The 25,634-nt window shown below is 66.8% G+C and carries 20 protein-coding genes; 19 read left to right on the forward strand and 1 reads right to left on the reverse strand.

Going from position 1 to position 25,634, the window contains the following annotated elements; genetic code table 11:
- Positions 1-111: 111 nt before the first annotated feature.
- From NYR55_RS15010 to NYR55_RS13190, 19 genes are all read left to right on the forward strand, one after another.
- A complete protein-coding gene (locus NYR55_RS15010) occupies positions 112-576 on the forward strand; it encodes a division/cell wall cluster transcriptional repressor MraZ (RefSeq protein WP_260021955.1) in 465 nt (154 codons plus the stop codon).
- On the forward strand, positions 573-1,529 hold the full coding sequence (gene rsmH, locus NYR55_RS13105) for a 16S rRNA (cytosine(1402)-N(4))-methyltransferase RsmH (protein ID WP_260021956.1): 957 nt from the start codon (positions 573-575) through the stop codon (positions 1,527-1,529). Before NYR55_RS15010 ends, rsmH begins: the two co-directional genes overlap by 4 nt.
- On the forward strand, positions 1,529-2,161 hold the full coding sequence (locus NYR55_RS13110; RefSeq protein WP_260021957.1) for a hypothetical protein: 633 nt from the start codon (positions 1,529-1,531) through the stop codon (positions 2,159-2,161). The genes rsmH and NYR55_RS13110 overlap by 1 nt, the downstream gene beginning before the upstream one ends.
- Entirely contained in the window at positions 2,158-3,888 is a 1,731-nt protein-coding gene (locus tag NYR55_RS13115) for a penicillin-binding protein 2 (RefSeq protein ID WP_260021959.1), read from the forward strand. The genes NYR55_RS13110 and NYR55_RS13115 overlap by 4 nt, the downstream gene beginning before the upstream one ends.
- On the forward strand, positions 3,885-5,303 hold the full coding sequence (locus NYR55_RS13120; protein WP_260021960.1) for a UDP-N-acetylmuramoyl-L-alanyl-D-glutamate--2,6-diaminopimelate ligase: 1,419 nt from the start codon (positions 3,885-3,887) through the stop codon (positions 5,301-5,303). The genes NYR55_RS13115 and NYR55_RS13120 overlap by 4 nt, the downstream gene beginning before the upstream one ends.
- Positions 5,300-6,670, forward strand: coding sequence for a UDP-N-acetylmuramoyl-tripeptide--D-alanyl-D-alanine ligase (gene murF, locus NYR55_RS13125; protein WP_260021961.1), 1,371 nt, complete (start codon positions 5,300-5,302; stop codon positions 6,668-6,670). Before NYR55_RS13120 ends, murF begins: the two co-directional genes overlap by 4 nt.
- Positions 6,670-7,740, forward strand: coding sequence for a phospho-N-acetylmuramoyl-pentapeptide-transferase (mraY, locus tag NYR55_RS13130; RefSeq protein ID WP_260021962.1), 1,071 nt, complete (start codon positions 6,670-6,672; stop codon positions 7,738-7,740). The genes murF and mraY overlap by 1 nt, the downstream gene beginning before the upstream one ends.
- Positions 7,737-9,020 carry a UDP-N-acetylmuramoyl-L-alanine--D-glutamate ligase gene (gene murD, locus NYR55_RS13135; protein WP_260021963.1) on the forward strand — a complete coding sequence of 428 codons (1,284 nt, stop codon included), beginning with the start codon at positions 7,737-7,739 and terminating at the stop codon, positions 9,018-9,020. Before mraY ends, murD begins: the two co-directional genes overlap by 4 nt.
- Positions 9,017-10,225, forward strand: a complete 1,209-nt coding sequence (locus NYR55_RS13140) for a putative peptidoglycan glycosyltransferase FtsW (protein ID WP_260021964.1) — start codon at positions 9,017-9,019, stop codon at positions 10,223-10,225. Before murD ends, NYR55_RS13140 begins: the two co-directional genes overlap by 4 nt.
- The gene (gene murG / locus NYR55_RS13145; protein WP_260021965.1) at positions 10,222-11,370 is read left to right on the forward strand and encodes an undecaprenyldiphospho-muramoylpentapeptide beta-N-acetylglucosaminyltransferase; all 1,149 of its coding nucleotides are present in this window, start codon (positions 10,222-10,224) and stop codon (positions 11,368-11,370) included. The genes NYR55_RS13140 and murG overlap by 4 nt, the downstream gene beginning before the upstream one ends.
- Positions 11,367-12,800, forward strand: coding sequence for a UDP-N-acetylmuramate--L-alanine ligase (gene murC / locus NYR55_RS13150; RefSeq protein WP_260021966.1), 1,434 nt, complete (start codon positions 11,367-11,369; stop codon positions 12,798-12,800). The genes murG and murC overlap by 4 nt, the downstream gene beginning before the upstream one ends.
- Entirely contained in the window at positions 12,797-12,991 is a 195-nt protein-coding gene (locus NYR55_RS13155) for a hypothetical protein (RefSeq protein ID WP_260021967.1), read from the forward strand. The genes murC and NYR55_RS13155 overlap by 4 nt, the downstream gene beginning before the upstream one ends.
- A complete protein-coding gene (murB, locus tag NYR55_RS13160) occupies positions 12,988-13,935 on the forward strand; it encodes a UDP-N-acetylmuramate dehydrogenase (RefSeq protein ID WP_260021969.1) in 948 nt (315 codons plus the stop codon). The genes NYR55_RS13155 and murB overlap by 4 nt, the downstream gene beginning before the upstream one ends.
- Positions 13,932-14,888 carry a D-alanine--D-alanine ligase gene (locus NYR55_RS13165; RefSeq protein WP_260021971.1) on the forward strand — a complete coding sequence of 319 codons (957 nt, stop codon included), beginning with the start codon at positions 13,932-13,934 and terminating at the stop codon, positions 14,886-14,888. The genes murB and NYR55_RS13165 overlap by 4 nt, the downstream gene beginning before the upstream one ends.
- Positions 14,888-15,787, forward strand: coding sequence for a cell division protein FtsQ/DivIB (locus NYR55_RS13170; RefSeq protein WP_260021973.1), 900 nt, complete (start codon positions 14,888-14,890; stop codon positions 15,785-15,787). Before NYR55_RS13165 ends, NYR55_RS13170 begins: the two co-directional genes overlap by 1 nt.
- A gap of 28 nt (positions 15,788-15,815) precedes the next feature.
- Complete coding sequence (ftsA, locus tag NYR55_RS13175; protein WP_260021975.1) at positions 15,816-17,075, forward strand: cell division protein FtsA; 1,260 nt, start codon at positions 15,816-15,818, stop codon at positions 17,073-17,075.
- 111 nt (positions 17,076-17,186) lie between these two features.
- On the forward strand, positions 17,187-18,650 hold the full coding sequence (ftsZ, locus tag NYR55_RS13180; RefSeq protein ID WP_260021977.1) for a cell division protein FtsZ: 1,464 nt from the start codon (positions 17,187-17,189) through the stop codon (positions 18,648-18,650).
- A 101-nt stretch (positions 18,651-18,751) separates the two neighbouring features.
- Positions 18,752-20,467 carry an SPOR domain-containing protein gene (locus NYR55_RS13185; protein WP_260021978.1) on the forward strand — a complete coding sequence of 572 codons (1,716 nt, stop codon included), beginning with the start codon at positions 18,752-18,754 and terminating at the stop codon, positions 20,465-20,467.
- Positions 20,464-21,648 carry a deoxyguanosinetriphosphate triphosphohydrolase gene (locus NYR55_RS13190; protein WP_260021979.1) on the forward strand — a complete coding sequence of 395 codons (1,185 nt, stop codon included), beginning with the start codon at positions 20,464-20,466 and terminating at the stop codon, positions 21,646-21,648. The genes NYR55_RS13185 and NYR55_RS13190 overlap by 4 nt, the downstream gene beginning before the upstream one ends.
- Before the next feature lie 91 nt (positions 21,649-21,739).
- On the opposite strand, the gene NYR55_RS13195 is transcribed toward NYR55_RS13190, so the two are convergent.
- Positions 21,740-25,528 carry a TonB-dependent receptor gene (locus NYR55_RS13195; protein WP_260021980.1) on the reverse strand — a complete coding sequence of 1,263 codons (3,789 nt, stop codon included), beginning with the start codon at positions 25,526-25,528 and terminating at the stop codon, positions 21,740-21,742.
- Positions 25,529-25,634: the final 106 nt, after the last annotated feature.

Below are 25,634 nucleotides of genomic sequence, written 5' to 3' on the forward strand. Positions count from 1 at the left end.
CGGCACGCTTTCACAGCGTGGCTTCCGGTGGCGCCTGAGCCTTGCCCAGCAAAGGGTGCGATCGGGAGCGTGACGGGGCGAAGCGGATATAAGGGCGTTGGCCTGCAGGCGGTGGACGACAAAAGTCGTGTCGCCCTGCCGTCGGCGCTCCGCATCCTCGTCGAACGCAACCTGGGCCCGATGGCCGAGCACAAGGAAGGCCGCGTCCTCACCATCACCTCGCACGAGCGGGATCCCTGCCTGCTCGCCTATGACGAACCGTGGTTCGACCAGATGATGCTGGACGTCGAATCGCGCGCCCGCGCCCATGGGGCAGAGGATGGCGCGATCAACGACTGGATCCTGCGCCTGGGCACCGGCGTGCCCGAAAATGCCAGTTTCGATGCCAATGGCCGCTTCATCCTGCCCGCTTTTCTGAAGGCGCATGCCGGCATCACCCGTCATGCGTTCTTTTACGGCCGCATTTCCGGCATCGAAATCTGGGACCCTGCGACGCTGATGGCGTTCGAGGGCGCGCCGCCCGTCCTGCGCGAGGCGTGCCGGTTCCACATGGAACGCAACAAGGTGGTGCTGTGAGCGCCCCCGGCCAGCCCCATATCCCGGTCCTGCTCGGCCCCGTGCTCGACGCGCTCGCCATCCTGCCCGGCGAACGGCACGTCGATGCGACGTTCGGCGCGGGCGGTTACACGCGCGCCATGCTGGCCGCCGGGGCAGAGGTCATCGCGTTCGACCGCGATCCCGACGCGATCCGCGACGGCCAGCCGCTGGTGGCCGAAAGCGAAGGGCGGCTGACGCTGATCCACGCGCCCTTTTCGGCGATGGCAGAGGCGTTGGCCGGGATCGGCAAGGTGCCGGTCGACGGCGTCGTCATGGATATCGGCGTGTCGTCGATGCAGCTGGATCAGGCGCATCGCGGCTTTTCGTTTCAGGCGGAGGACGGCCCGCTCGACATGCGCATGGCGCAGGAGGGCGAAAGCGCCGCCGATTTCGTCAACACGGCGGACGAGGGCGCGATTGCGGAAGTCCTGCATCGTTATGGCGATGAACCGCGCGCGCGCCGGGTCGCCCGTGCGATCGTAGCCGACCGGCCGTTCGACACCACGGGCAAGCTGGCCAACACGGTTCGCAAGGCGCTGGGCCACCGGCCGCATGACAAGAAGGATCCGGCCACCCGCACCTTTCAGGCGATCCGTATTCATGTGAACCGCGAACTGGACGAACTGGCCGACGCGATGATCGCCGCCGAACAGGTGCTGGCGCCGCAGGGGCGGCTGGCCATCGTCACCTTTCATTCGGGCGAGGACCGGATGGTCAAGCGGTTCCTGCGCGAACGGTCGGGCAGCGAGCCGGCCGGATCGCGCCATCGCCCGGCGATGGTCGCCGAACAGGCAGCGACCTTTGCCACGCCGGCGCGGGCCGTGCGGGCGGATGAGGAAGAACTGGCGCGCAATCCGCGTGCGCGCTCTGCAACTTTACGTGCGGCCCGGCGGACCTCCGCCGCGCCATGGACCAGCAGGAGGACGGGCTGATGGCAGTCAGGGGCTTCAAGGGGCTGGGTTGGCTGGGCGGGGCGGTCGTCGTCGCGCTTGGCTGCAACATGGTTTCATCCAGAGTCGATGCCGAACGGCAGCGGCTGGTCGCGCTCGACAAGGCGATTGCCGCGACCCAGAACGATATCCGGATGCTGGAGGCGGAGTTCATGACCCGCGCCAACACGGCTCAGCTGGAAAAATGGAATGGCGAGATGATGCGCCTCAGCGTCCCGGCCGCCGGACAGTTTCTGGTGGGCGAAACCGCGCTGGCGCAGCTGGATCAGCCGGGCGCACCGACCGACCGGCAATTTGCCGGGTACATCGTGCCCGAGGCGGTGCCGGAACTGGCCACGCCTCAACCGGTTGAGGCATCGACGACGGAAAAGCCCGCGCCGCGCCCCGCCGCCCCGGCCCCAGCCGTGCAGACGGTGGCCGCGACTGCGCCGGTCAAGCCGCGACCGATTGCGCCTGCCGATACGGTCAAGGTGAAATCGGTCACCATTTCGGCCGAACGCACGGCCAAGCGCGGTTCGCCGCGTGCCCAGGCGGTTGAAAAGCGGCTGCTGCGCGAAACCAGCTTCAACGATCTGCTGCGCGGATCGGATGCCGGGGGGTCAACCCTTCGGTGAGCACGCTGCTGCTTGGGCGCGATCTGTCGATCGACACGGCGCCCGCCGGTCCCACCCCGCTGCCGCCGCCGCCACTTGGCCTGGTGCCGGTCGCCCATGCCCGTATGGCCGTGATCCTGGCGCTGTTCGTGCTGGCGGTGTCGGCCGTGATCGTCCGGCTGACCTGGCTGGCGCTGATGCCGGATACGGAGATGACGGCCAGCCGCTATGGCGTGCCCAGCGCGCGCGGCGATATCGTCGATCGCAACGGCGTGCCGCTGGCGCAGACCATTCTGGTGCCGTCGATCGGGGTTCAGCCGGACAAGGTGATCGGCGACAAGCGCGATCTGGCCCGGCGGCTGGCCGAACTGATGCCCGAACAGACCGAGGCATGGTATTATTCTCGCCTGACCAGCACCGAGCCGTTTCAGTATCTGAAACGCCATGCCCGGCCCGAACTGGCGGTGGCCGTCAACGCGCTGGGCGATCCCGGCATCCGCATCGGGCGGGAGCCGGAGCGGCTCTATACCCAATCCGCGACGGCGGCCCATGTCCTTGGCTTCACCAACGCGCAGGGGCGCGGTGCGATGGGGATGGAACGGTTCCTCGACGCGCGCCTGACCGATGGCGGGATGCAGGGCCGGCCGGCATCGCTGTCCATCGACCTTCGCGTCCAGTCCGCGCTGGAAAGCGAGCTTGGCCACGCCATGGTCAAGCATCAGGCGCTGGGCGCGGCGGGCGTGATCCTGGACGTGGACACGGGCGAGGTGATGGCGATGGTGTCATTGCCCAGCTTCAACCCCAATCATGTCCGGTCGCTGGAGGGACAGTTCAACAACGTTACCAAGGGCGTTTACGAACTCGGCTCGACGTTCAAGCCGATCACCATTGCCGGCGCGATCGAGGCGGGCGTGGTGACGTCGATGCAGCGCCGCTATGACGCGGTCGAGCCGCTGGCCGTCGGCCGGTTCCGCATCAAGGACGACCATGCCCAGCGCCGGTTCCTGAACGTGCCGGAAACCCTGGTTCATTCGTCCAACATCGTCACCGCCCGGCTGGCGGACGAGATGGGCGAGGACCGGATGAAGGCGCTGTTCCGCAGCCTTGGCTTTCATCAGCCGCTGGATATCGAGATCGAGCGCAGCAATCCCCGCTTTTCCGATGCGCGGTGGAGCCGGGCGCGGATCATGACCAGCGGCTACGGCCACGGCGTTGCGGTGACGCCGATGCACCTGGCCATCGCCTATGCCGCGCTGGTCAATGGCGGCATCCTGCGCCCCGCAACGATGATGAAGCTGGCCCCCAGCCAAGTGCCCGAAGGGACCCGGGTGTTCAGCGAATCGACCAGCCAGCGGATGCGTCAGCTGCTCCGCCTGATCGCGGTGCGCGGCACGGCAAAGCGCGGGGACGCCGCCGGGTACCGGGTCGGCGCCAAGACCGGCACCGCCGAACGGCTGAGCGCAACGGGCGGATATTCCAAGACGGTCAACGTCTCCACCTTTGCAGCGGCTTTCCCCATGGACGCACCGCGCTATGTGGTCGTTGCCATGCTTGATTCGCCCAAAGCCAGCGCCGACACGTTCGGCCAGACCGCTGCGGCATGGACGGTGGCCCCCGCCGTCAGCCGCACCATCCAGCGCACCGGCCCGATGCTGGGCGTGCTGCCCGATCCCACCCGCGACATCGACCTGTCGGACCTGCAACCCCTGCTCTGGTCGCCGCCCGGCGCGGAGGCGGCGGGGGAATGAGGCTGTCGACCCTGATCGGCGGCACGGACGAGCGGACCGTCACCGGCTTTGCCATCGATCACCGCAAGGTCGCGCCTGGCACGATCTTTGGCGCGTTCGAGGGGCTGCGCGTCAATGGCGAGGATTTCATTCCTGCGGCGGTGGCAGCCGGTGCGATCGCCGTCGTCGCCCGGCCCGGTGCGCGGGTCGAAGGCGCGGTCCACATTGCCGACGATACGCCGCGGGCGCATTTCGCCCGGCTGGCCGCCCGGTTCTTTGCGCCGTTTCCGCCAACGGCGGTGGCGGTCACCGGCACGAACGGCAAGACGAGCACGGTCGAGCTGACCCGCCAGTTGTGGCGCATGGCCGGCCATCATGCCGCCAGCATCGGCACGCTGGGCGTCACCACCGCCGATGAGCGCGTGGTCACCGGCCTGACCACGCCGGATGTCGTCACCTTCCTGTCCAACGTCGCTGGCCTTGCGCGGGAAGGCGTGACTCATGTTGCGTTCGAGGCATCGAGCCATGGCTTGGCGCAATATCGGACAGAGGGCCTGCCCGTCCGCGCGGCGGCGTTCACCAACCTGTCGCGCGATCACCTCGACTATCATGGCGACATGGCCGCCTATTTCACCGCCAAGCTGCGGCTGTTCAGCGAAGTGCTGGACGCGGACGGAACGGCGGTCGTGTGGGCCGACGATCCCCATGCGGAACGCGTCATCGACCTTGCCCGGCACCGCGGCAACCGCATCCTGACCGTGGGCGAGCATGGCGATGCCCTGCGCCTCGTCTCGCGCGAACCCTCGCTGCTTGGCCAGCGGCTGGTGATTGAGGCGGACGGCGTGCAGCACCGGGTCATGCTGCCGCTGATCGGTGCGTATCAGGCGGCCAATGCGCTGGTTGCGGCCGGACTGGTGATTGCTTCTGGCGGGGATGTGGCGGCGACGTTGGCCAATCTGGGGCGGCTGGCCCCGGTGCGCGGGCGGCTGGAGCGGGCGGCGATCACCCGGGCGGGCGCGCCCGTCTATGTCGATTATGCCCATACCCCCGATGCGCTGGCGGCGGCCACGTCCGCGCTGAAGCCCCATGCCGAGGGTCGCCTAATCCTGGTATTCGGCGCGGGCGGCGACCGCGATGTCGGCAAGCGCGAGGAAATGGGCGAGGTTGCAGCGGCCGAGGCCGATCATGTGATCGTCACCGACGACAATCCCCGGTCTGAAGATCCCGCCGCGATCCGCGCCATGGTGCTGGCCGGCGCGCCGGGTGCGCTGGAGGTGGGGGACCGCCGCGCGGCGATTGCCGCCGCCATTGCAGAGGCGGGCGCGACCGATATCGTGCTGATCGCTGGCAAGGGGCACGAACAGGGGCAGATCGTGGGCGACCGGGTGCTGCCGTTCGACGATGTTTCCGTGGCGCGGGAGTGCGCGGGCGCATGACCTTGTGGACCGCAGCCGAAATCGCCGCTGCCACCGGGGGCACTGCCTCGGCCGATTTTACCGTCACCGGCGTCACCTTCGACAGCCGCGAGGTGCAAACCGGCGACCTGTTCATCGCCATGAAGGGCGAGGCGAGCGACGGCCATCGCTATCTGGATCAGGCGATGGCTCGCGGTGCGGCCGGCCTGATCGTCAGCGAGCCGACGGATCATCCCCATGTCCGCGTGGCCGACGGGTTTGCCGCACTGAACGCCCTTGGCGTGGCGGCGCGCACCCGGATGACGGGTACGGTCATCGGCGTCACCGGTTCGGTCGGCAAGACGGGGACGAAAGAGGCGCTGTTCGCCGCGCTGGACCGGACGGCACCGGGCGCGGTCCATCGGTCGGTCAAAAGCTACAACAACCATACCGGCGTTCCGCTCAGCCTGTCGCGCGCACCCGCCGCCAGCCGGTTCGGCGTGTTCGAAATGGGCATGAACCATGCCGGAGAGATCGCGGCCCTGACCCGGATGGTCCGCCCGCACGTCGCGGTCATCACCGCAATCGCCCCCGCCCATATCGAGTTTTTCAAGGACGAAAGCGGCATCGCCGACGCCAAGGGTGAGATTTTTCAGGGGCTTGAACCCGGCGGTACGGCGGTCGTGCCGTTCGACAGCGTGCATCGCGACCGGCTGATCGGCCATGCCCGGCCCCATGCCGGGCGGATCGTGACGTTCGGGACTGGCGAGGGCGCGGACGTGCGCGCGCTGGACGTGGTGCGCACGCTGACCGGCGGCAGCGAGGTGACGGCAAAGGTCGGCGACCGGCAACTGACCTATCGCATCGGTATGCCCGGTGCGCATTGGGTGTCCAATTCGCTGGCGGTGCTGGCGGCGGTCGATGCCGCGGGCGGCGATCTGGCGCTGGCGGGCCTGGCGCTGGCCGACATGGCCGACCTGCCGGGGCGGGGCGCGCGGGTGGGGATTGCGGTCGGCGGCGGCCATGCCCTGCTGATCGATGAAAGCTATAACGCCAACGCCGCCTCGATGCGCGCGACCCTGGCCGTGCTGGCGGCCGAACCGGCGACTCGTCGGGCGGTGGTGCTGGGCGAAATGCGCGAGCTGGGCGATCAGTCGGCGGCGCTGCACGCGGCGCTGGCCGATCCGGTCGTCGCGGCCGATGTCCGCTTCGCCGTGTTGGTGGGCGAGGGGATGGCCCCGCTGGCCAAGGCGCTTGAGGGGCGGGTGGAAATGGTCCATGTGCCCGACGCCACAGCCGCAACGGCAGCGATCGGCCCCTGGCTGGCGCCGGGGGATGTGGTGCTCGTCAAGGGATCCAACGGAGTGAGGCTGGCGACGCTGGTGGCGGCGCTGGCGGGGAAAAACTGATGCTGTACCTGCTGGCCGAGGCGCTCGGCTTTCCCGGCCTGCTCAATCTGGTGCGCTATCTGTCGTTCCGCACCGGTGCGGCAGTGGCGACGGCGCTGTTCATCGGCCTGGTCATCGGGCCGCGCTTCATCGGATGGCTGCGCGTGCGGCAGGGCAAGGGTCAGCCGATCCGCACCGACGGCCCGCAATCGCACCTGGCCAAGCGCGGCACGCCCACCATGGGCGGCCTGATGATCCTGACGGCGATGAGCCTGTCGATCCTGATCTGGATGGACCTTGAAAACCCCTATGTCTGGGCGTGCCTGTTCGTCACGCTGGGCTTTGCGTTCATCGGGTTCCTGGACGATTACGACAAGGTGCGAAAGGCGAGCACGGCGGGCGTTTCCGGCCGTGTGCGGCTGGCCGGCGAATTCGCCATTGCGGCGCTGGCGGCGTGGATCATCACCGGTCAGAACGGCACGCAGCTCTATGTCCCGTTCTTTTCCAACATCGCCATCGACCTTGGCTATTTCTACATCGTCTTTGCCGCGTTCACGATCGTGGCGTTCGGCAATTCGGTGAACCTGACCGACGGGCTGGACGGGCTGGCGACGATGCCGGTCATCATCGCCTGCGTCGCGTTCATGCTGATCGCCTATCTGGTCGGCAATGTGAAATTCGCCACGTATCTCGGCATCCCGCACGTTGCGGGGGCGGGCGATCTGGCCATTTTCTGCGGGGCCATCGTTGGCGCCGGCCTCGCGTTCCTGTGGTTCAACGCGCCCCCGGCGGCGGTGTTCATGGGCGATACGGGCAGCCTGGCGCTGGGCGGGGCCATCGGGACCATCGCCGTTGCGACGCACCACGAAATCGTCCTTGGCATCATCGGCGGCCTGTTCGTGGTCGAGGCGCTGAGCGTCATCATTCAGGTGTTCTTCTACAAGCGGACCGGCAAGCGCGTGTTCCGCATGGCGCCGATCCACCATCATTTCGAACAGCTTGGCTGGAGCGAGCCGACCGTCGTGATCCGGTTCTGGATCATCGCGCTGGTGCTGGCGCTGGCCGGCCTGTCGACGCTGAAACTCAGGTGATCGTCAGCCCCGACTGGCGCGGCAGACGCTATGCGGTGCTGGGACTGGCGCGGTCCGGTGCGGCGACCGTGCGCGCGCTGCTGGCCGGCGGCGCCGAAGTCACTGCATGGGATGCCGATGAGGGGCGACGCGCCGCCACGAAGGGCGCGGATCTGGCCGATCCGCTGACGCTGGACCTGACCGGTTACGATGCCGTGATCGTGTCGCCCGGCGTGCCACTGAACACGCATCCGATTGCCGCCCATGCCGCCCGGTTCGACGTGCCGGTGATCGGGGATATCGAATTGTTTGCCGAGGCGCGGGCAACGCTGCCGCCGCACAAGGTGGTCGGCATCACCGGCACCAACGGCAAATCCACCACGACGGCGCTGACCCACCACATCATCGCCGGGGCGGATATCCCCAGCCTGATGGGCGGCAATATCGGCCTGCCGATCCTGGAGCAGGATCCGTTGCCTGCGGGCGGTGTCTATGTGCTGGAACTGTCCAGCTATCAGATCGACATCACCCGGACGCTCGATTGCGACGTTGCGGTGCTGCTGAACATCACGCCCGACCATCTGGACCGGTATGACGGGTTCGATGCCTATGCCGCGGCAAAGGAGCGGTTGTTCGCCATGCAGTCGAACGATCATCACGCGATCGTCGGCATTTTCGATGCCGCCTCCGCCGCCATTGCCCGCCGCCTGTCGAAACGGGGCGAGCGGCTGACCAAGATCGCGCCGGGATTTTGCATGGATCAGTCGCGCTGGCCCGCGCTTCAGGGGCCGCACAATGCATTGAACGCACTGGCCGCCATCGCGGCTTGCGAGGCGCTGGGCGTGCCGCGTGCGGCCATCGACCGGGGGCTTGAGACGTTTCCCGGCCTGCCGCACCGGATGGAGCGGGTGGCGACGATCAACGGCGTGACGTTCGTCAACGACAGCAAGGCGACCAATCCGGATTCGGTCGCGCCCGCCCTTCAGGCATATCCACGCATCCGCTGGATCGTCGGCGGACTGGCCAAGACCGATGATCTGGAGGCGTGCCGTGCGGGATTCCCCCATGTCGCCAAAGCCTATACGATCGGCGATGCAGGCGGGCGTTTCGCTGACCTGTTGAGGGGGGACATGGCCGTCGAGGAATTGGGCACGCTGGACCGCGCCGTTGCCGCTGCCGCTGCCGAAGCGGTGCCGGGCGACACGGTGCTGTTGTCGCCGGCCTGTGCCTCGTTCGACCAGTTCCGCGATTTCGAAGCCAGGGGGGCCGCCTTTCGCGCGGCGGTGGAGGCGCTGAAATGACTGATATCCTGCGTGGCGGGCCGACCGGCCGGGCACTGACCACGCGCAGCCGCAGCGCCTATTCCGCATGGTTTCACGAAATCGACCGGTCGCTGGTGGCCATCACGCTGATCCTGATCGCGTTCGGCCTGTTCGCCGTCGCTGCGGCCTCGCCTGCCTCTGCGCTTCGTTATTCGGGCACCAACGTTACCTTTCCGCCGATGTATTTCTTTTGGCGGCAGGCGGTGTGGGTGGCCATTTCCGTGCCGGTGATGATCGCCGTGTCGATGGCGCCGCCCCGGCTGGTGTCGCGCATCGCGCTGCCCGCGCTGCCGGTCTGCATCCTGCTGGTCGGGCTGGCCGCGGTGGTCGGGGGCGAAGGGACCAATGGCGCGGCACGCTGGATCCCGCTCGGCTTCTTTTCGTTTCAGCCATCCGAGCTGTTGAAGCCGGTGTTCATCGTGTCCACCGCCTGGATGCTGTCGCTGCGCGCCGATGCCCCCTATCTGCCGATGTTCAGCGTGACCGGCGCGATCACCGCGCTGACCGCCGCGCTGCTGATGCTTCAGCCCGATTTCGGCCAGACGTTCCTGTTGTGCAGCATCTGGCTGGTCATGGTCATCCTGGCGGGCATCCCGTTCCGGGCAATCGCCGCGCTGATCGCGGCGGGCTTTGGCGGGATCGTCGCGGCCTATTTCTTCTACGGCACGGCCCAGCGCCGGATCGATGCGTTCCTGTTCCCCTCCAGCGACGATACCGAATCCACCCGGTTCCAGATCGAGCGCGCGATGGAAACGCTGACCGGCGGCGGGCTGCTGGGCACCGGACCCACTCAGGGTCAGGCCAAGTTCCGCCTGCCAGAGGCGCATACCGATTACATCTTTGCCGTGGTGGGTGAGGAATTCGGGCTGGTCGCCTGTGCCGTCATCGCCGCGCTGTTCGTTGCGCTGATCATCCGTTCCGCGGTTCGCCTGTTCGACGAAACCGACGCCTTTCGCCTGCTCGCCGGGGCGGGGATCACCGTGCAGATCGGGCTGCAGGCGCTGATCAGCATGATGGTCAACACCGGTCTTGCCCCGGCAAAGGGCATGACGCTGCCGTTCATTTCCTATGGCGGGTCGTCGATGGGTGCAATGGCGATCACCACCGGGCTTTTGCTCGCCTTTACGCGCCGGAATCCGTATCTGGCCCAATCTCCCTATGGGTCGAGGTGGAACGGACGATGAAGAGAACCCGCCATTTTGCGCTGGCGGCCGGTGGAACGGGCGGGCACATGGTGCCGGCGGCGGCGCTGGCTGCTGAACTGATCCGGCGCGGGCACAGCGTTGCCCTGATTTCCGATGCGCGCGGCGTACGCTTTCCGGGGTTGTTCGACGGGGTGGAAACCCATGTGCTGCCCGCCGGGCGGCTGACCGGCGGTCCGCTGGGCTGGCTGCGTGCGGTTAACCAGATGCGTCAGGGACGCGCCCGTGCGATCGAGATCTATACCAAGATGCGGCCGACCGCCGTGGTCGGCTTTGGCGGCTATCCCGCGCTGCCCGCACTGCTCGGCGCATTTCACAAGCGCATCCCGACCATCGTGCACGAACAGAATGCCGTGCTGGGCCGGGTGAACCGCTTTGTCGCGGGCCGGGTGGACGGCATAGCCACCAGCTATGCGACGGTCGAGCGGCTGAAGCCCGCCTATGCGCCCAAGGTGCACCTGGTCGGCAATCCGGTGCGCGAGGCGGTGCTCGATCTGCGCAGCCGGCCGTTTCCGCCGCTGGATGCCGACGGCATCTTTCGCGTGCTCGTCACCGGCGGCAGTCAGGGGGCCAGCGTGCTGAGCCAGGTGGTGCCCGATGGCCTGGCGATGCTGCCCGTGCATTTCCGCCAGCGGCTTCAGGTAACGCATCAGGCGCGGCCAGAGGATGTGGACGGTGTGCGCGCGAAATACGCCGCGCACGGCATCCCGGCCGAAATCGCCACCTATCTGCCCGATATGCCGGAGCGGCTGGCCTGGGCGCATATCGTCATCGCCCGCGCCGGCGCATCGACCATTGCGGAACTGACCGCGGCCGGCCGTCCGGCGATCCTGGTGCCGCTGCCCACCGCCACCGACGATCATCAGACCGCCAATGCGCGCGAGATTACGGAGGCGGGCGGCGCACGGACCATTCGCCAGTCCGCCTTTACCGCCACCGAACTGGCCAAGCAGATGCAGAAGCTGGGGCTGGAGCCGGACGCGCTGGCCAATGCCGCCGCCCGCGCCCGGTCGGTCGGTCGCCCCGATGCGGTCCGCGATCTGGCCGATCTGGTCGAAAGCGTCGACGCACCGCCCGCGCCGATCGGCAAGGTCAAGGCCGCATCCAGCCGGGAGGCCTACGCATGAAGGGCGTCGGCACCGATATCGGGACGATCCATTTCGTCGGCATCGGCGGCATCGGCATGTCCGGCATTGCCGAGGTGATGGCCAATATGGGCTATTCGGTTCAGGGTTCGGACGTGGCCGAGGGCTATGTGATCCAGGGCCTGCGCGACCGGGGCATCCGCGTGTTCATCGGCCATGATGCCGACAATCTGGGCGAGGCGGCGGTGGTCGTCACCTCGACCGCGATCAAGCGCGGCAATCCCGAGGTTGATGCCGCCTATGCCCGCCGCATCCCGGTGGTCCGCCGGGCGGAGATGCTGGCCGAACTGATGCGGCTGAAATCCACGGTCGCCGTTGCCGGCACGCATGGCAAGACGACGACGACCAGCATGATCGCCGCGCTGCTGGACGCGGGTGGCATCGACCCCACGGTCATCAATGGCGGCATCATCAACAGCTATGGCAGCAATGCCCGGCTGGGCGCGTCCGACTGGATGGTGGTGGAGGCGGACGAAAGCGACGGCAGCTTCCTGCGCCTCGATGGCACCATCGCGGTCGTCACCAACATCGATCCGGAACATCTGGATCATTACGGGTCGTTCGACCGGGTGAAGGAATGTTTCGTCGAATTCGTCGAAAACGTCCCCTTTTACGGCGCGGCTTTGCTCTGCCTCGATCATCCGGAGGTTCAGGCGATCATTCCCAAGGTGCGCGACCGGCGCATCGTCACCTATGGCTTTGCCGCACAGGCGGATGTGCGCGGCACCAACGTCACCCCCTATCCGGGCGGCAACCGGTTCGATGCCGTTGTTCGTCAGCGCGACGGCGAGCAACGGGTGATCGAGGGCGTGGACCTGCCCATGGCGGGCCGCCACAATGTTCAGAACGCGCTGGCGGCGATCGGCGTTGCGCTGGAACTGGGCGTGGATGATGCCACGATCCAGCGCGGCTTTGCCCGGTTCAGCGGGGTCAAGCGGCGCTTCACCCGCGTCGGTGAAATCGCCCTTGGCGACGGCCGCTCGCCCGCGACGGTGATCGACGATTACGGCCATCATCCGGTGGAAATCCGCGCCGTCCTGTCCGCCGCGCGCGAAAGCGTGGAGGGGCGGGTGATCGCGGTGTGCCAGCCGCACCGTTATTCGCGGCTGGGCGGCCTGATGGAAGAATTCGCCACTGCGTTCAACGATGCCGATGCGGTCATCGTCACCCCGGTCTATGCCGCCGGTGAGGCGCCGGTCGAGGGCGTTTCCGCCGATGCGCTGGCCCAGGCGATCCTGAACCGAGGCCACCGGTCCGCCCGCACGGTGGACAGCGCCGATGCGCTGGCCGGGATGCTGGCGTCAGAGGTCGGGCCGGGCGACCTGATCGTCTGCCTTGGCGCGGGCGACATCACCAAATGGGCCGCCGGCCTTGCCCCCGCCATCGAACGGCAGCGCGAGGCGGTGGCATGAGCGACTGGTTCTCCACCGCGATCGAAATGCAGCGCGAAATCATCCGCGCGCAACAGGCACAGCTTCATGCCGCGCAAAAGCTGCTCGATCAGGGCAGGGTGATTGCCGACATGCAGGCCGCCGGGCAACAGGCGGCCGAGGCGAACGTCAAGGCTTGGAAAGCCTGGGCCAGGCTGTGGGGGTGGAAATGACCCTGACCGCCGCTGCCCCGACATCGCTGCCCCCCGTGCGCGGCAAGCTGACCGCCAATGCGCCCCTTGCGCCACTGGTGTGGTTCAAGGCGGGCGGGCTGGCCGAATGGCTGTTCGAACCGGCGGATGCCGACGATCTGTCGGCGTTCTTGCGCGATCTGGACCCTGCAACGCCGGTCATGGCGCTTGGCCTTGGTTCCAACCTGATCGTCCGCGACGGCGGCGTGCCCGGCGTGGTCGTGCGGCTGGGCAAGGCGTTTGCGCGGGTCGAGCGGCTGGACGACACCCTGCTTCGCTGCGGCGCGGGGGCATCGGGCATCCTCGTATCCTCCACCGCCCGCGATGCCGGCATTGCGGGGCTTGAGTTCCTGCGCTCCATCCCCGGCACAGTCGGCGGGTTCGTGCGGATGAACGGCGGCGCCTATGGCCGCGAGGTCAAGGACGTGCTGGTCGAGGCCGATGTTGTGCTGCGTTCGGGCGAGCGGGTCACGCTGCCGCTCGATGCGCTGGGCTTCACCTATCGCCACAGCGCGTTGCCGGACGGCGCGGTCGTGGTCGGCGCGCTGTTCCGGGGCGAGCCGGGCGATCCCGCCGCGATCCAGGCAGAGATGGACCGGATCGGCGCGGCGCGAGAGGCCAGCCAGCCGCTGCGCAGCAAGACGGGCGGCTCCACCTTCAAGAACCCCGATGGCGAAAAGGCATGGGCGCTGGTCGATGCGGCCGGCTGTCGCGGCCTGACGCTGGGCGGGGCGCAGGTGAGCGAAAAGCACACCAATTTCCTGATCAACACCGGCGATGCGACCAGCGCCGAGATCGAGGCGCTGGGCGAGGAAGTCCGCGCGCGGGTCAAGGCGCATTCGGGGATCGACCTGCACTGGGAAATCCAGCGGGTCGGCGTGTTCGCCGACGATGGCGGCAATGAGCGTGCGGGAGCAGCCAAGTGAGCGTATCGGTAACCCCCCTCCATATCGCCGTCCTGATGGGCGGCTGGTCCGCCGAGCGTGAGGTGTCGCTGATGTCCGGTGCCGGCGTTGCCGATGCGCTGGAACAGCTTGGCCACCGGGTCACGCGGATCGATATGGACCGCAACGTCGCGCTGCGGCTGGCCGAGGCAAAGCCGGACCTAGTGTTCAACGCGCTGCACGGTACCCCCGGTGAGGACGGATCGGTTCAGGGGATGATGGACCTGATGGGTCTGCGCTACACCCATTCGGGCCTTGCCACCTCCGTCATCGCCATCGACAAGGTGCTGACCAAGAACAGCCTGGTTCCCCATGGCATCCCCATGCCGGGTGGCCGCATCGTGGCGACAGAAGAACTGTTCACGGGCGATCCCCTGCCGCGGCCCTATGTGCTGAAACCCGTCAACGAGGGATCGTCGGTCGGTGTCGCCATCGTCACGGATGAGGGGAATTACGGCAATCCGATCAGCCGCGATGCCGCCGGGCCCTGGCACGACTTTGACGAATTGCTGGCCGAACCGTTCATTCGCGGGCGGGAACTGACGACGGCGGTGCTGGGCGACCATGCACTGGGCGTCACCGAATTGCGGCCCAAAAGCGGGTTTTACGATTACGACGCCAAATATACCGACGGCATGACCGAACACGTGTTTCCGGCCGACATCCCCGACGATGTGGCCGATGCGTGCAAGGCGATTGCGCTGCGTGCCCACCGCCTGCTGGGGTGCAAGGGCGCATCGCGGTCGGATTTCCGCTGGGACGATCACCGGGGGGTCGCCGGGCTTTTCCTGCTGGAGGTGAATACCCAGCCCGGCATGACGCCGCTCAGCCTGGTGCCCGAACAGGCCAGCCATCTGGGCATTTCCTATCCCGAACTGGTGCAGCGCATCGTCGATGAGGCGATGGCCGATGCCCCCATGGCAGCGTCCCGGTAATGGCGCGCCAGTCCACCCGCCGCGTTGCCAATCGCCCGCCGGTCAAGCCGAAGCGCAAGCCGCAGACGGCGCGGACCCCGCGTGCGGGCATCCTGGATCATGCCGTCGCGGCCCTGCCCGGCGGTCAGGATACGGTGCGGCGCGTGGCGGCATGGACCATCACCGGCGTGGTGCTGGCCGGCATGCTGATGCTCGCCTCTGCCACCGGCGTCATCGCCGGGGTGACCAGCGCGATGGGCGATGGCATGGCCGCGATGGGCCTGCGCGTGAAATCGTTCGAACTGATCGGCGCGCGGCGGATCGATCAGGCCGCCGTCTATGCCGTGCTGGCGACGCAGGAATCCAAGCCGTTGCCAATGGTCGATCTGGCGCATCTGCGCGAATTGCTGCTTCAGGAAGGGTGGATCGCCGATGCCCAGGTGTCGCGCCGCTATCCCGATGCGCTGGTCGTGCGGATAACGGAGCGAAAGCCGGCCGCGATCTGGCAGAGCAACGGCCAGTTGATGTTGATCGATGCCGCCGGCACGCCGTTGCAGCCGCTGGATCCCAACGAATTGCCCGACCTGCCGATGGTGGTCGGAGAAAGCGCGAACGATCATTACGACGATTATCAGCGGCTGATCGCGGCGGCACCCGCGCTAAAGCCGATGGTGCGCGCGGCCAACTGGGTCGGCGACCGGCGCTGGACGCTGACCTTCGTGTCGGGCGAACGGCTGATGCTGCCTGAAGGCACGCGGGAAAGCGCGGCGGCGCTGGTCAAGTTTGCCGAATGGGACGGCACGACCGGCCTGCTGGGCCGGGGGCACCGGCATTTCGATATGCGCGACGTGACCCGGCTGGTCATCCAGCGCGGATCAGGGGACGTGTCGACCCGGCTGGTCGACGAAGCGGCGGATTAGGGCGTAACAGGGGGCTTTGGGGACGATCATGGCAAAGACGGCACCGGAAGGGTTGATCACCGCGCTCGACATCGGTTCGTCCAAGGTGACGGCGATGATCGCGCAGCCACTGGATGGCGGCGAACTGCTGGTGCTGGGCACCGGACAGCGGGAAAGCAAGGGCGTGAAGCGCGGCTATGTCGCCGACATGCGCGCCGCCGAAACCGCCGTGCGACAGGCGGTGGAACAGGCCGAACAGATTGCGGGCGTCAGCATCGAGGATGTGTGGGTCAGCTTTTCCGCCGGCGACATGGACAGCAACATCTTCCGGCGCGAGGCGCTGCTCGACGGGCGGCGGGTCGAGCAGGGGGATATCGAATCTCTGCTGCGCACCGCGCGCAACGGCATCGATCCGGGGCAGCGGATGATCCTGCACGCGCATCCGATGCGCTACACGGTCGACGGGCTCAGCGGCGTCAATGATCCGCGCGGGCTGCATGCCGACCGGCTGGGCGTTGAAATCCATCTGGTGTCGACCGAAGGATCGCCGGTGCGCAACCTGCACCTGTGCGTCGGATCGGCGCACCTCAATGTCCGCTCGATCGTTGCCGCGCCGGTCGCCACCGGCCTTGCCTGCCTGACACCGGAGGAGCGCGAGCTGGGCGTGGCGCTGGTCGAAATCGGGGCGGGGCTGACCAATGTGTCGGTCTATTCGGGCGGCGTCGTCACCGGCATCGCCACCATTCCGATGGGCGGCGGGGACATCACCGACGATGTCGCCTCCACCTTTGGCACGGCCCGCGTCCATGCCGAGCGGCTGAAATGCGTGAAGGGGTCGGCCAATGTCACCCCCCGCGACAATCACGAGATGCTGGAGGTGCCGCCGCTGGCCGATGACGATCCCGCCGATGTGACCCGGATCAGCCGGGCACAGCTGATCGCGGTGATCCGCACCCGGCTTGACCGCCTGATCGCAGAGATCAAGCGCGAGCTGGCGCGGCTGGAATTCAGCGACGGCATGGGGCGTCAGGTCGTGCTGACCGGCGGCGGGGCCGAGCTGAAGGGGATTGCCGATTACGCGCAACAGGCGCTGGGCTGCCCGGTCCGGGTCGGCCGCCCGCGCGGATTGACCGCATTGCCCGATGCCCATGCAACGCCGGCCTTTGCGACGCTGGCCGGGCTTGCCATGTTCGCGGCCAGCGATCCCGTCGATCTGCGCGCGATCGAGGCGAGCGGCCAGATCGTCGTCCGGCCGGGTTTGAGCGACCTGTTCCGCAAAATGATCTGGGCTTTTCGGACGAATTATTAAAGAAATGCTACTGAACAGACTGTCGGGGGCTAGGATCGGCGGTCCAGTTGGTGCAAACCTAGGGGCAAGCAAAGGGGGCCGGCACAGGCCGGGTCCGTGGAGACGAGGACAATGAGCATCGAATTCCTGCCGCCGGATGGCGACGAACTGACCCCCCGCATTTCGGTGATCGGGGTGGGTGGCGCTGGTGGCAATGCCATCGCCAACATGATCCTGGCCGATGTGCAGGGCGTGGAGTTCCTGGTCGCGAACACCGATGCTCAGGCGCTGAAGCAGTCGAGCGCGGCGCAGCGCATCCAGCTGGGCGCAAAGATCACTCAGGGTCTGGGTGCCGGTTCGCGCCCCGAAATCGGCCGCGCCGCCGCCGAAGAGACGATCGACACGGTGCGCAAGGCGCTTGAGGGCAGCCATATGTGCTTCATCGCCGCCGGCATGGGCGGCGGCACCGGCACGGGCGCTGCCCCCGTCGTGGCAAAGGCTGCGCGGGACATGGGCATCCTGACCGTCGGCGTCGTGACCAAGCCCTTCGCCTTTGAAGGCAAGAAGCGCGCCCGCTCCGCCGAGGCGGGGATCGAGGAGCTGCAAAAGGTCGTCGACACGCTGATCGTGATCCCGAACCAGAACCTGTTCCTAATCGCGGATGCCAACACGACCTTCAAACAGGCGTTCGAACTGGCTGACGAGGTGCTGCAGCAGGGCGTCCGGGGCATTACCGACCTGATGGTCATGCCCGGCCTGATCAACCTCGACTTCGCCGACGTCCGCTCTGTCATGCAGGAAGCGGGCAAGGCGATGATGGGCACGGGCGAGGCCGCGGGCGATGGCCGCGCGATCGAGGCGGCGCGGATGGCGATTGCCAACCCGCTGCTGGACGGCGTGTCGCTGAACGGTGCCAAGGGCGTGATCGTGTCGATCAGCGGCGGCGACGACATGCGCCTGCTCGAAGTGGACGAGGCCGCGCACCACATCCGCGAACTGGTCGACGAAGACGCGAACATCATCTGGGGTTCGTCGTTCAACCCCGAGCTGGAAGGCAAGATCCGCGTGTCCGTGGTCGCCACCGGGATCGAGGACGGCAATGCCGTGGCCGCCCCCGCGCCCGCCGCCGCGGACGTGTCGCGCAGCTTCAGCTTTTCCGCGCCGCGCCGCACCCCGACGCTGGGCGAAAGCCTGAGCGAGGAAGCCCCGGCCGAACCGGCTGCGGATGCGGAATCGCTCGCCACGCTGGCCGACGATGGGCGCGAGGAAGCGCCGATCACGCTGGAACCGCCCGCGCCGCGCGTGTTTGCCGATGATGGTCTGGGCAATGCCCCGACCTCGTCCGGCGGCGACGAACTGGTGCTGGACGAAGCAGCGCAGGTCGCCAATCCCGAACCGCTGCCGATGTCCGGCCGCCGCCGCTGGCTGACCCCCGGCGCGGAAGAGACCCCGGAACCGGAAGCGCCGCGTTCGGGCGGCACGCTGTTCGAACGGATGGCCAATGCCGGCCGCTCGCTGACCCGCAACGAGGATGAGGAGCCGAAGGACAGCGGCCTCGACATCCCGCGTTTCCTGCATCGTCAGAACAACCAGTAATCAACGCATCGGGGGCCGGGTTACCCATCCGGCCCCCCAGCATTTCGATCGATCGTCAGTTCATTGCCCGATCATCCACGGCCTGCCACAGTCTGACGATCATGATCCGCCATTTCCGTTCGACCTTCCTGCCACTGACCGCCTGTTCGCTTGCGCTGGCGGCGGCTGGCCCGGCATCGGCCCAGTCGGCCGGGGAGGCGGTGCAATCGACCAGCACCGGCACCGCTGTGCAGCCCACAGTCGCGCCTGCCGCCACTCCGCTGGCCGATCGGTTGATGGAACAGGTCCGCATTCTGGCGGGCAATCCCCGCAATCTTGAGGCGCTGCTGATCGCTGGCGAAACCAGCGTCCGGTTGAGCGACCCTGTCGCCGCCATGGGTTTTTTCGCGCGCGCGGAACAGATATCGCCGCGCAACCCCCGTGCGCTCGCCGGCCGTGCCGCTGCACTGGTTTCGATGGAACGACCGGGTGAGGCGATCTGGCTGTTCCGTGAGGCTGAGCAGCGGGGGATGGCGATCGAACCGATGGCGCTGGACCGGGGCCTGGCATTCGACCTGCTGGGCCGGCCGGACCTTGCGCAGCGCGACTATCGCCTGATCCTGAACCGCGGCGATGCGGATGAGGCGGTGCGCCGACTGGCCCTGTCGCTGGGCATCAGCGGCAATCTGGCCGAAGCGACGCGGCTGATCGACCCGCTGCTGCGGCGCAACGACCGGTCGGCGTGGCGGGCATGGGCCTGTGTTCTGGCGATGAACGGCGATCCGGCGCAGGCCAAGACGATTGCGGCGGGCAGCCTGCCGGGATTTGGTCCATCGCTTGCCCCGTTTTTCGACCGGCTGGCGCGACTGCCCGTGGCGGATCGGGCCTATGCGGTGCATTTCGGCACCCTGTCCGCCAATGCCGATCGCCGGGTCGATCTGGCGCTTGCCCCCGATCTGAGCACAGCAAGCCCGCAAGGGGGTGCAGTCCGCCTGGCCGCACTCAACCTGCCCGATCGCCCGCGCGCCGCCGATACGGCACAGGCGATTGTTCAGCCGCTGCCCGGACCGCGGCAGGCCGCAGCCGTTACCCGGCCGGTACCTCCGCCTGCCGCTACGCCCGGTTCAGTCACGCCAGCGGCCCGGTCCGCGCCGGTAACGCTGGCAACGGCAAAGCCGCTGACCCCCGGCCCGGCTGCCGATGCTGGTCAGCCATCCGTTCCGGCCGTCCGCCAACCCGCGTCCGTCATGGCCACCGCCAGCCCGGTTGCCGCAGCAGCGCCTGCGCCCGCCAAGCCGCTGGTTGACCTGGCAGCGGAGCGGGCAGCAGCGCGCGCCGAACTGGCCGAGATTGTCGCGCGTCTGGCCGGCGATGCCGATCCGACGCCGGAGCCTGTGGTACTGCCCGAACGCGTTGCCAAGCCGATGGTCTTGGACACACCGGCGGCCAAACCAACGGCATCGGCTGCAAAGCCCGCGGCCAGGGCGACCGAAACAGCCACCGCCGAAAAGGCCAAGCCCAAGCCAAAGCCTGTTCCGGCCAAGCCGGATCCCAAGAAGCTGCACCCGTCGCGCATCTGGGTTCAGGTCGGGGTGGGGGCCAATCCGACAAAGCTGCCCTATACCTGGCGTCAGCTCAGCCGCACCGCGCCCGAGGCATTCCGGGGCAAGAAGGGCGGCTATACCGATGCCGGTCGCACGAACCGCTTGCTGGTCGGGCCGTTTGCCAGCAATGCGCAGGCGAACGCGTTTCTGACCGCGATCAGGAAAAAGGACTTGGACGGCTTTCAATGGACCAGCCCGGCGGGACAGGAGATCGAAACACTGGCGGTGGAGTGACCGGCACGGACAGCGTCATTCGTCGCGCGCGATGGGCCGCCGATCCGCTGCGGACGCGCGGGCGGCTCCACCGGGAACCGGGCGATGCCGAACGCGGCCCGCGCGATGCGTTTCAGCGGGACCGCGACCGGATCATCCATTCGATCAGCTTTCGCCGCCTGCGCCACAAGACGCAGGTTTTCATGGCCCCCGATGGCGATCATTTCCGCGTCCGGCTGACCCACAGTCTTGAGGTTGCGCAAATCGGCCGGACCATCGCACGCGCCCTGTCGCTGAACGAGGATCTGACCGAGGCATTGTGCCTGGCGCACGATATCGGTCATCCGCCCTTTGGCCATGCCGGGGAACGCGCGCTGAAGGACGCGCTCGCCCATGCTGGCGGGTTCGACCATAACGGGCACACGCTGCGCGCGCTGATGCTATTGGACAGCCCCTATCCGGGCTGGCGCGGGCTCAATCTGTCCTGGGATACGCTGGAGGGGCTGGCCAAGCATAACGGGCCGGTCCGCCATCCCGGATGGGCGTTGCGTCAGGCGGATGCTGATTTTCCGCTGATGCTGAATGAATGGCCCTCGCTGGAGGCACAGGTCGCGGCGGTGGCGGACGACATCGCCTATGACAATCACGACATTGATGATGGCATCCGGGCGGGGCTGTTGACGCTGGATCAACTGCTCGCCGTACCGATGGTGGCACAGCTATGGGATGCGGTGCGCGCCCGGTTCCCCGATAGCCCGGCCGACCGGCTGGTCAGCGAGCTGACCCGCAGTCAGATCGGCCTGATGGTCAATGATTTCATCGCCGAAACGCAGCGGCGGATTGCGGCATCGGGCGTGGAAAGCGTCGACGACGTGCGCGCCGCCGGTCAGTGCCTTGCGGGCTTTTCCCCCGAAATGCAGGTCGCGGAACGCGACCTGAAACGGTTCATGTACGCCAATCTCTATCACCATCCGCGCCAGCTTGCGGCGGCGGATGCGGCGCTGGTCGTGGTGCGCGGCCTGTTCGATGCCTATGCGAGAGACCCGATGCTGCTGCCGGAGGGTTGGCGCAGCGGGATGCCCGCCGAGGATCCCGGGCGCAGCCGCCACATCGCCGACTTCATCAGCGGCATGACCGACCGCTACGCGATCCGCTGCTACCGCGAGGCGGTCGGCCCGATCGACCTGCCCGAAGGGTTCTGACCCCAGCCCCTTCGGGCCACCCCCGCGACACAAAAAAAGGGCCGCTTCCCGAAGGAAGCGGCCCCATCTGTTTGGCCAATGGCCCGTCGGATCAGAAGCGAACGCGCGCGCTCGCCTGGAAACGACGGCCGATTTGGTCGATGAATGCTCCAGCAAACAGACCCGTCTCACCAGCGTAATTCTGGTCGGTGACATTGTTGATGTTGAACTGCAGGCGGAAGTTCTCGTTCACGTCTGCCCCCAGCGTCAGGTCAATCAGGTTGGTCGGTGACAACCGGACGTTCGGGAAGTCTTCAATCGTGCCGGGCTGACCCGAAACGAACAGGTTGGTCGCTGCCTGCCAGTTCCAAGTGACCTGACCGAAGAAACCGCCCTCCGTCGAGTAACGGATGCTCGAACGCGCCCGCCACTTCGGACGGTTGAACGTGCCCGCCGACTCGACTGCATCCGCGAAGTTGCCTGCGGCCGAGCTGGTGTACCGGATATAGTGGAACACATTGCTCTGCAGATCGATGCGACCGATGTTAGACGGCAGATCAAAGACGTACCGGCCGTTAATGTTGACCGCACGCACTTCAGTCGCGGCCAGGTTGATGTAGCCGGACGAGAAGCCCGGTGCGACCTGGAAGTCCGCATTGTTACGGTTGAAGAACGTACAGGTGTTCGATCCGGTCTGCGGCCCCGTATCCGGGAACGTCGGGCTGTCGTAACAGAACTGCAGCGCCTGAGCCAACGTCGTCGGCTGGATCACGTTGTCCAGATCGAGGCTGATATAGTCTGCGCCGAGGGTCAGACCCGGGATGAAGCGGGGCTGAGCAACGGCACCGACCGTCCAGCTGGAGCCTCGCTCCGGCTGCAGGGTTGTTGCGCCCGAGAAGCTGCCGGGAAGCGCGGCTGCGTTGGGAACGAACGTGGCCAGGAATGCATCGGCCGTGGTCGCGTCATTTGCCAGGCCCGCGTTGATGACGGCCGTGCGGCAGTTTGCCCGCTTCTGTGCGGCCGTTGTACCGGCGTTGATCTGCGTCGGACCGCACGGGTCGGTTGGCGCAGCAAAGGCCGGCTGGCCACCCAGGAACAGTTCGACGACGCCCGGCTGACGGATCGACTGGGTGTAGTTTCCGCGGATGGTGATGTCGCGGATCGGTGCCCAGGTGCCACCCAGGGTATAGATGGTCTGCCAGTCGCCCGAGGACCGCGGGTTGACGACGTTGCCGGCCAGATTGCGGTACGATTCAGCTGCGCCGTTCTGCTTGGAGAACCGAACGGCAGGCTCCAGCGTCAGCGTGCCGAGGAACGACAGGAAGTCCTCCCCGATCACCGGAATGCGGGCTTCCGCACCGACTTCCGACGCCTCGATATAGCCATTCGTTGTCGCCGATGGCGCAGTACGGCTGCGACCAAGCTGATTCAGCGCGCTTGAGGTGAACGCCAGCTCGTCCTTGCGGTATTCACCCGAGATGGCGACTTCCAGCGTCCCGGCGGGCAGATCGAACAGACCGCCGCTGACAGTCCCTTGGACAAAGGTCTGCTTCGATGTGTTGAAGAACTCAACGTCCTGACGAACATAAGCCTTTGACGCTTCCGACATCTGATTGTAGCCGAACGGGTTGAGCGGCCGGCAGCCATCGATCATCGCCTGAGTGATGGTCGGCGTGATCACGACTTCGGTGGGAAGCCCATCGCTGCCCGGCTGCTTGGTCAGGTTGGCAACAGTGCCAGTCGGGGTGAACCCGAGATACTGGCCAGGAAACACCTGCGCTCGGCAGACGATATTGCCGTTCGCGACACCCGTCCGAGCGACGCCTTCGTCGACCGCATCCAGCGCCAGCTGATACTCGATGTCGTTGATGTTGGTCGTCTTGGTGACCTGGTCAGCACGGCCATAGGTCGCCGACACTTCGGCGTTCCAGTCCTGTCCGAACAGACGGAAGTTGCTGCGCGCACCGACCAGCAAGCGATAGGTCTCTGCTTCGTTTCGGAACGGGTTGTCGCCGAAAATGTCCTGGTTCTGACGGGTCAGGACAAAGCTGCCGCCGCGCGTGGTGGCGTTGATGCCAACCGCGTTAAGCGCCGCCCGGTCGGCTGCGTCCAGATAGGGGTTGTTGACGTTGAGAACCAGCGCTGCGTTTTCAGCACCCGTCGCCAGAAAGTTCTGGCTCGGCGCGTTCCTCAGCGAAACGTTGATCACCTTCGAATACAGGTTTTCGGTGAACAGCGTGATGTCCGGCGCGATCTTCCACGATGCGATGAAGTTGCCGATGAACCGGTCCTGCTGCGTGCGAAGGACCGTGTTCTCGATTGCGCGCACGAAACCGCCATTGGACCCCGGAGCCTGTCCGAACGTGCCCTGCGTGGTCGGGTTCAGCGTGGCGGCGGTGTAGTTCCTGATGCTGCCGTCATCGTTGAACTCAAGCGGTACCGCGACAAACGGCAGAACCTGATTGAGCGGAACCTGAACCCCGGCGACGGTGACCAGCCGGGTGTCGGTGTTTGCAACCCGCGGAACGCCGGGAATGAATGTTCCGATAAAGGCGTTGACGGGAACCGTCGGGTTGGCCGCGAAAAACTCGCGCGCCGTCGGGCGATTGGCCTGCAGCACGTTGATGGCCAGCGTGTTCAGCTGACCGGCCGTTGCGCCTGCGGGTGGCGTGACGTTGAACTGGGCAAACACCTGCGCTGCGGTCACACCGGCGGGGAGTGCGGTCGGCGCGAAAGTGGTGATCGGCAGATTGGCAATGGGCGTCGTGCGGCCATTCAGGCCGTTGCCGTTCAGCGTCCCCAACGTTAGCGGCACGCCGGGCAGGCCGTTGACGAGCTGCGCGCCGGTATTGAAGAAGCTGAGCCCGGTTGCGCCAATGCCGTTCTGAAGCGTGATGAAACGGCTGGCGTTCGGCACATAGGGTGTAGCCGGCGTGCCAAGCGTATTCAGAATTGTCCCGGCAAAGCTCAGGGACTGGTTGATGAAGCCTTCGCCGAATGCGTTACCCGGCTGCCCGTCGTCGGAGTTCCGCAGAAAGGCGCCGTTATTGGAACCAACGACATCGATGATGGCGGGAGCGAATGCACTGTTGCGCGTAGCACCATTGAGGTAGTTCGCGATCGTGCCGGCACGACGGAGCCGGAAATCCCGCGCATCGGCCTGCAGGCCGTCGCTGCGGGTGTATTCCGCCGAAACCGTGACGTTCAGATCGCCGTCGAGGAAGTTTTTGCCGACCAGGCCGTTCAGCTGATACTGACCGGCATCGCCGCGTTCCGAAATGCCGGCCAGCGCCCGGAATTCCGCACCCTCATAATCGTCCTTCAGGATGAAGTTGACGACGCCGGCAATAGCATCCGAACCGTAGGCAGCGGCGCCGCCAACCGTGACGACGTCGACGCGTTCCACCAGCGAACTGGGAATGCTGTTGACATCGACCTGGCTGCCCGTCGCGTTCGCGTCGACGAACAGCGAAGCGGCGTTGCCGGAGACGTAGCGGCGTCCATTCACCAGGGTCAGCGTACGCTGCGTGCCGAGGTCAAGAAGGTCGATGAAGCCGGCGCCAAGGCTGGCCGCCTGGCCGCCATTGTTGCCGTTCAACGGGCTGGCTCCGGGGCCGACCAGCGGAATGTCGTTGATCGCTTCCAGCACGTTGGTGAAACCGCGAGCCTGGATCTGTTCGCCCGTTACCTGAACGCCCGGAAGGATGCCGGTGAATTCCGGACGGGAAATGCGCGATCCGGTGACGATGATGCGGTCATCAGCGCCATCTTCATCCGTTTCATCGGCTTGATCGCCCTGCTGGGTTTCGGGCTCGGTCGTCTCCTGTGCCCAGGCAACCTGTGGGATGGTGAAGGCGGCGCTGGCAAGCGCGGTCGCCGTCAGAAAGCGAGAGAGTCTCATCGATGTGCCCCAGAATGAGTGCCGCGCGGGGGTGCGCGGGCTAGAGGCAGAAAATTGCATTGTTCATGTTCTGGCAAGGCTCGGCAAAAACCTAGTGATCGTTTCG

This window comes from Sphingomonas sp. BGYR3, from assembly GCF_025153455.1.
In the GTDB taxonomy this organism is placed as follows: domain Bacteria; phylum Pseudomonadota; class Alphaproteobacteria; order Sphingomonadales; family Sphingomonadaceae; genus Sphingomonas.

Coding starts and splice junctions, on each gene's coding strand:
- NYR55_RS13110 (WP_260021957.1), top strand. CDS start 1,529: ATGGCAGTCAGGGGCTTCAAGGGGCTGGGTTGGCTGGGCGGGGCGGTC.
- NYR55_RS13120 (WP_260021960.1), top strand. CDS start 3,885: ATGAGGCTGTCGACCCTGATCGGCGGCACGGACGAGCGGACCGTCACC.
- murF (WP_260021961.1), top strand. CDS start 5,300: ATGACCTTGTGGACCGCAGCCGAAATCGCCGCTGCCACCGGGGGCACT.
- mraY (WP_260021962.1), top strand. CDS start 6,670: ATGCTGTACCTGCTGGCCGAGGCGCTCGGCTTTCCCGGCCTGCTCAAT.
- NYR55_RS13140 (WP_260021964.1), top strand. CDS start 9,017: ATGACTGATATCCTGCGTGGCGGGCCGACCGGCCGGGCACTGACCACG.
- murG (WP_260021965.1), top strand. CDS start 10,222: ATGAAGAGAACCCGCCATTTTGCGCTGGCGGCCGGTGGAACGGGCGGG.
- murC (WP_260021966.1), top strand. CDS start 11,367: ATGAAGGGCGTCGGCACCGATATCGGGACGATCCATTTCGTCGGCATC.
- NYR55_RS13155 (WP_260021967.1), top strand. CDS start 12,797: ATGAGCGACTGGTTCTCCACCGCGATCGAAATGCAGCGCGAAATCATC.
- murB (WP_260021969.1), top strand. CDS start 12,988: ATGACCCTGACCGCCGCTGCCCCGACATCGCTGCCCCCCGTGCGCGGC.
- NYR55_RS13170 (WP_260021973.1), top strand. CDS start 14,888: ATGGCGCGCCAGTCCACCCGCCGCGTTGCCAATCGCCCGCCGGTCAAG.
- ftsA (WP_260021975.1), top strand. CDS start 15,816: ATGGCAAAGACGGCACCGGAAGGGTTGATCACCGCGCTCGACATCGGT.
- ftsZ (WP_260021977.1), top strand. CDS start 17,187: ATGAGCATCGAATTCCTGCCGCCGGATGGCGACGAACTGACCCCCCGC.
- NYR55_RS13185 (WP_260021978.1), top strand. CDS start 18,752: ATGATCCGCCATTTCCGTTCGACCTTCCTGCCACTGACCGCCTGTTCG.
- NYR55_RS13195 (WP_260021980.1), bottom strand. CDS start 25,528: ATGAGACTCTCTCGCTTTCTGACGGCGACCGCGCTTGCCAGCGCCGCC.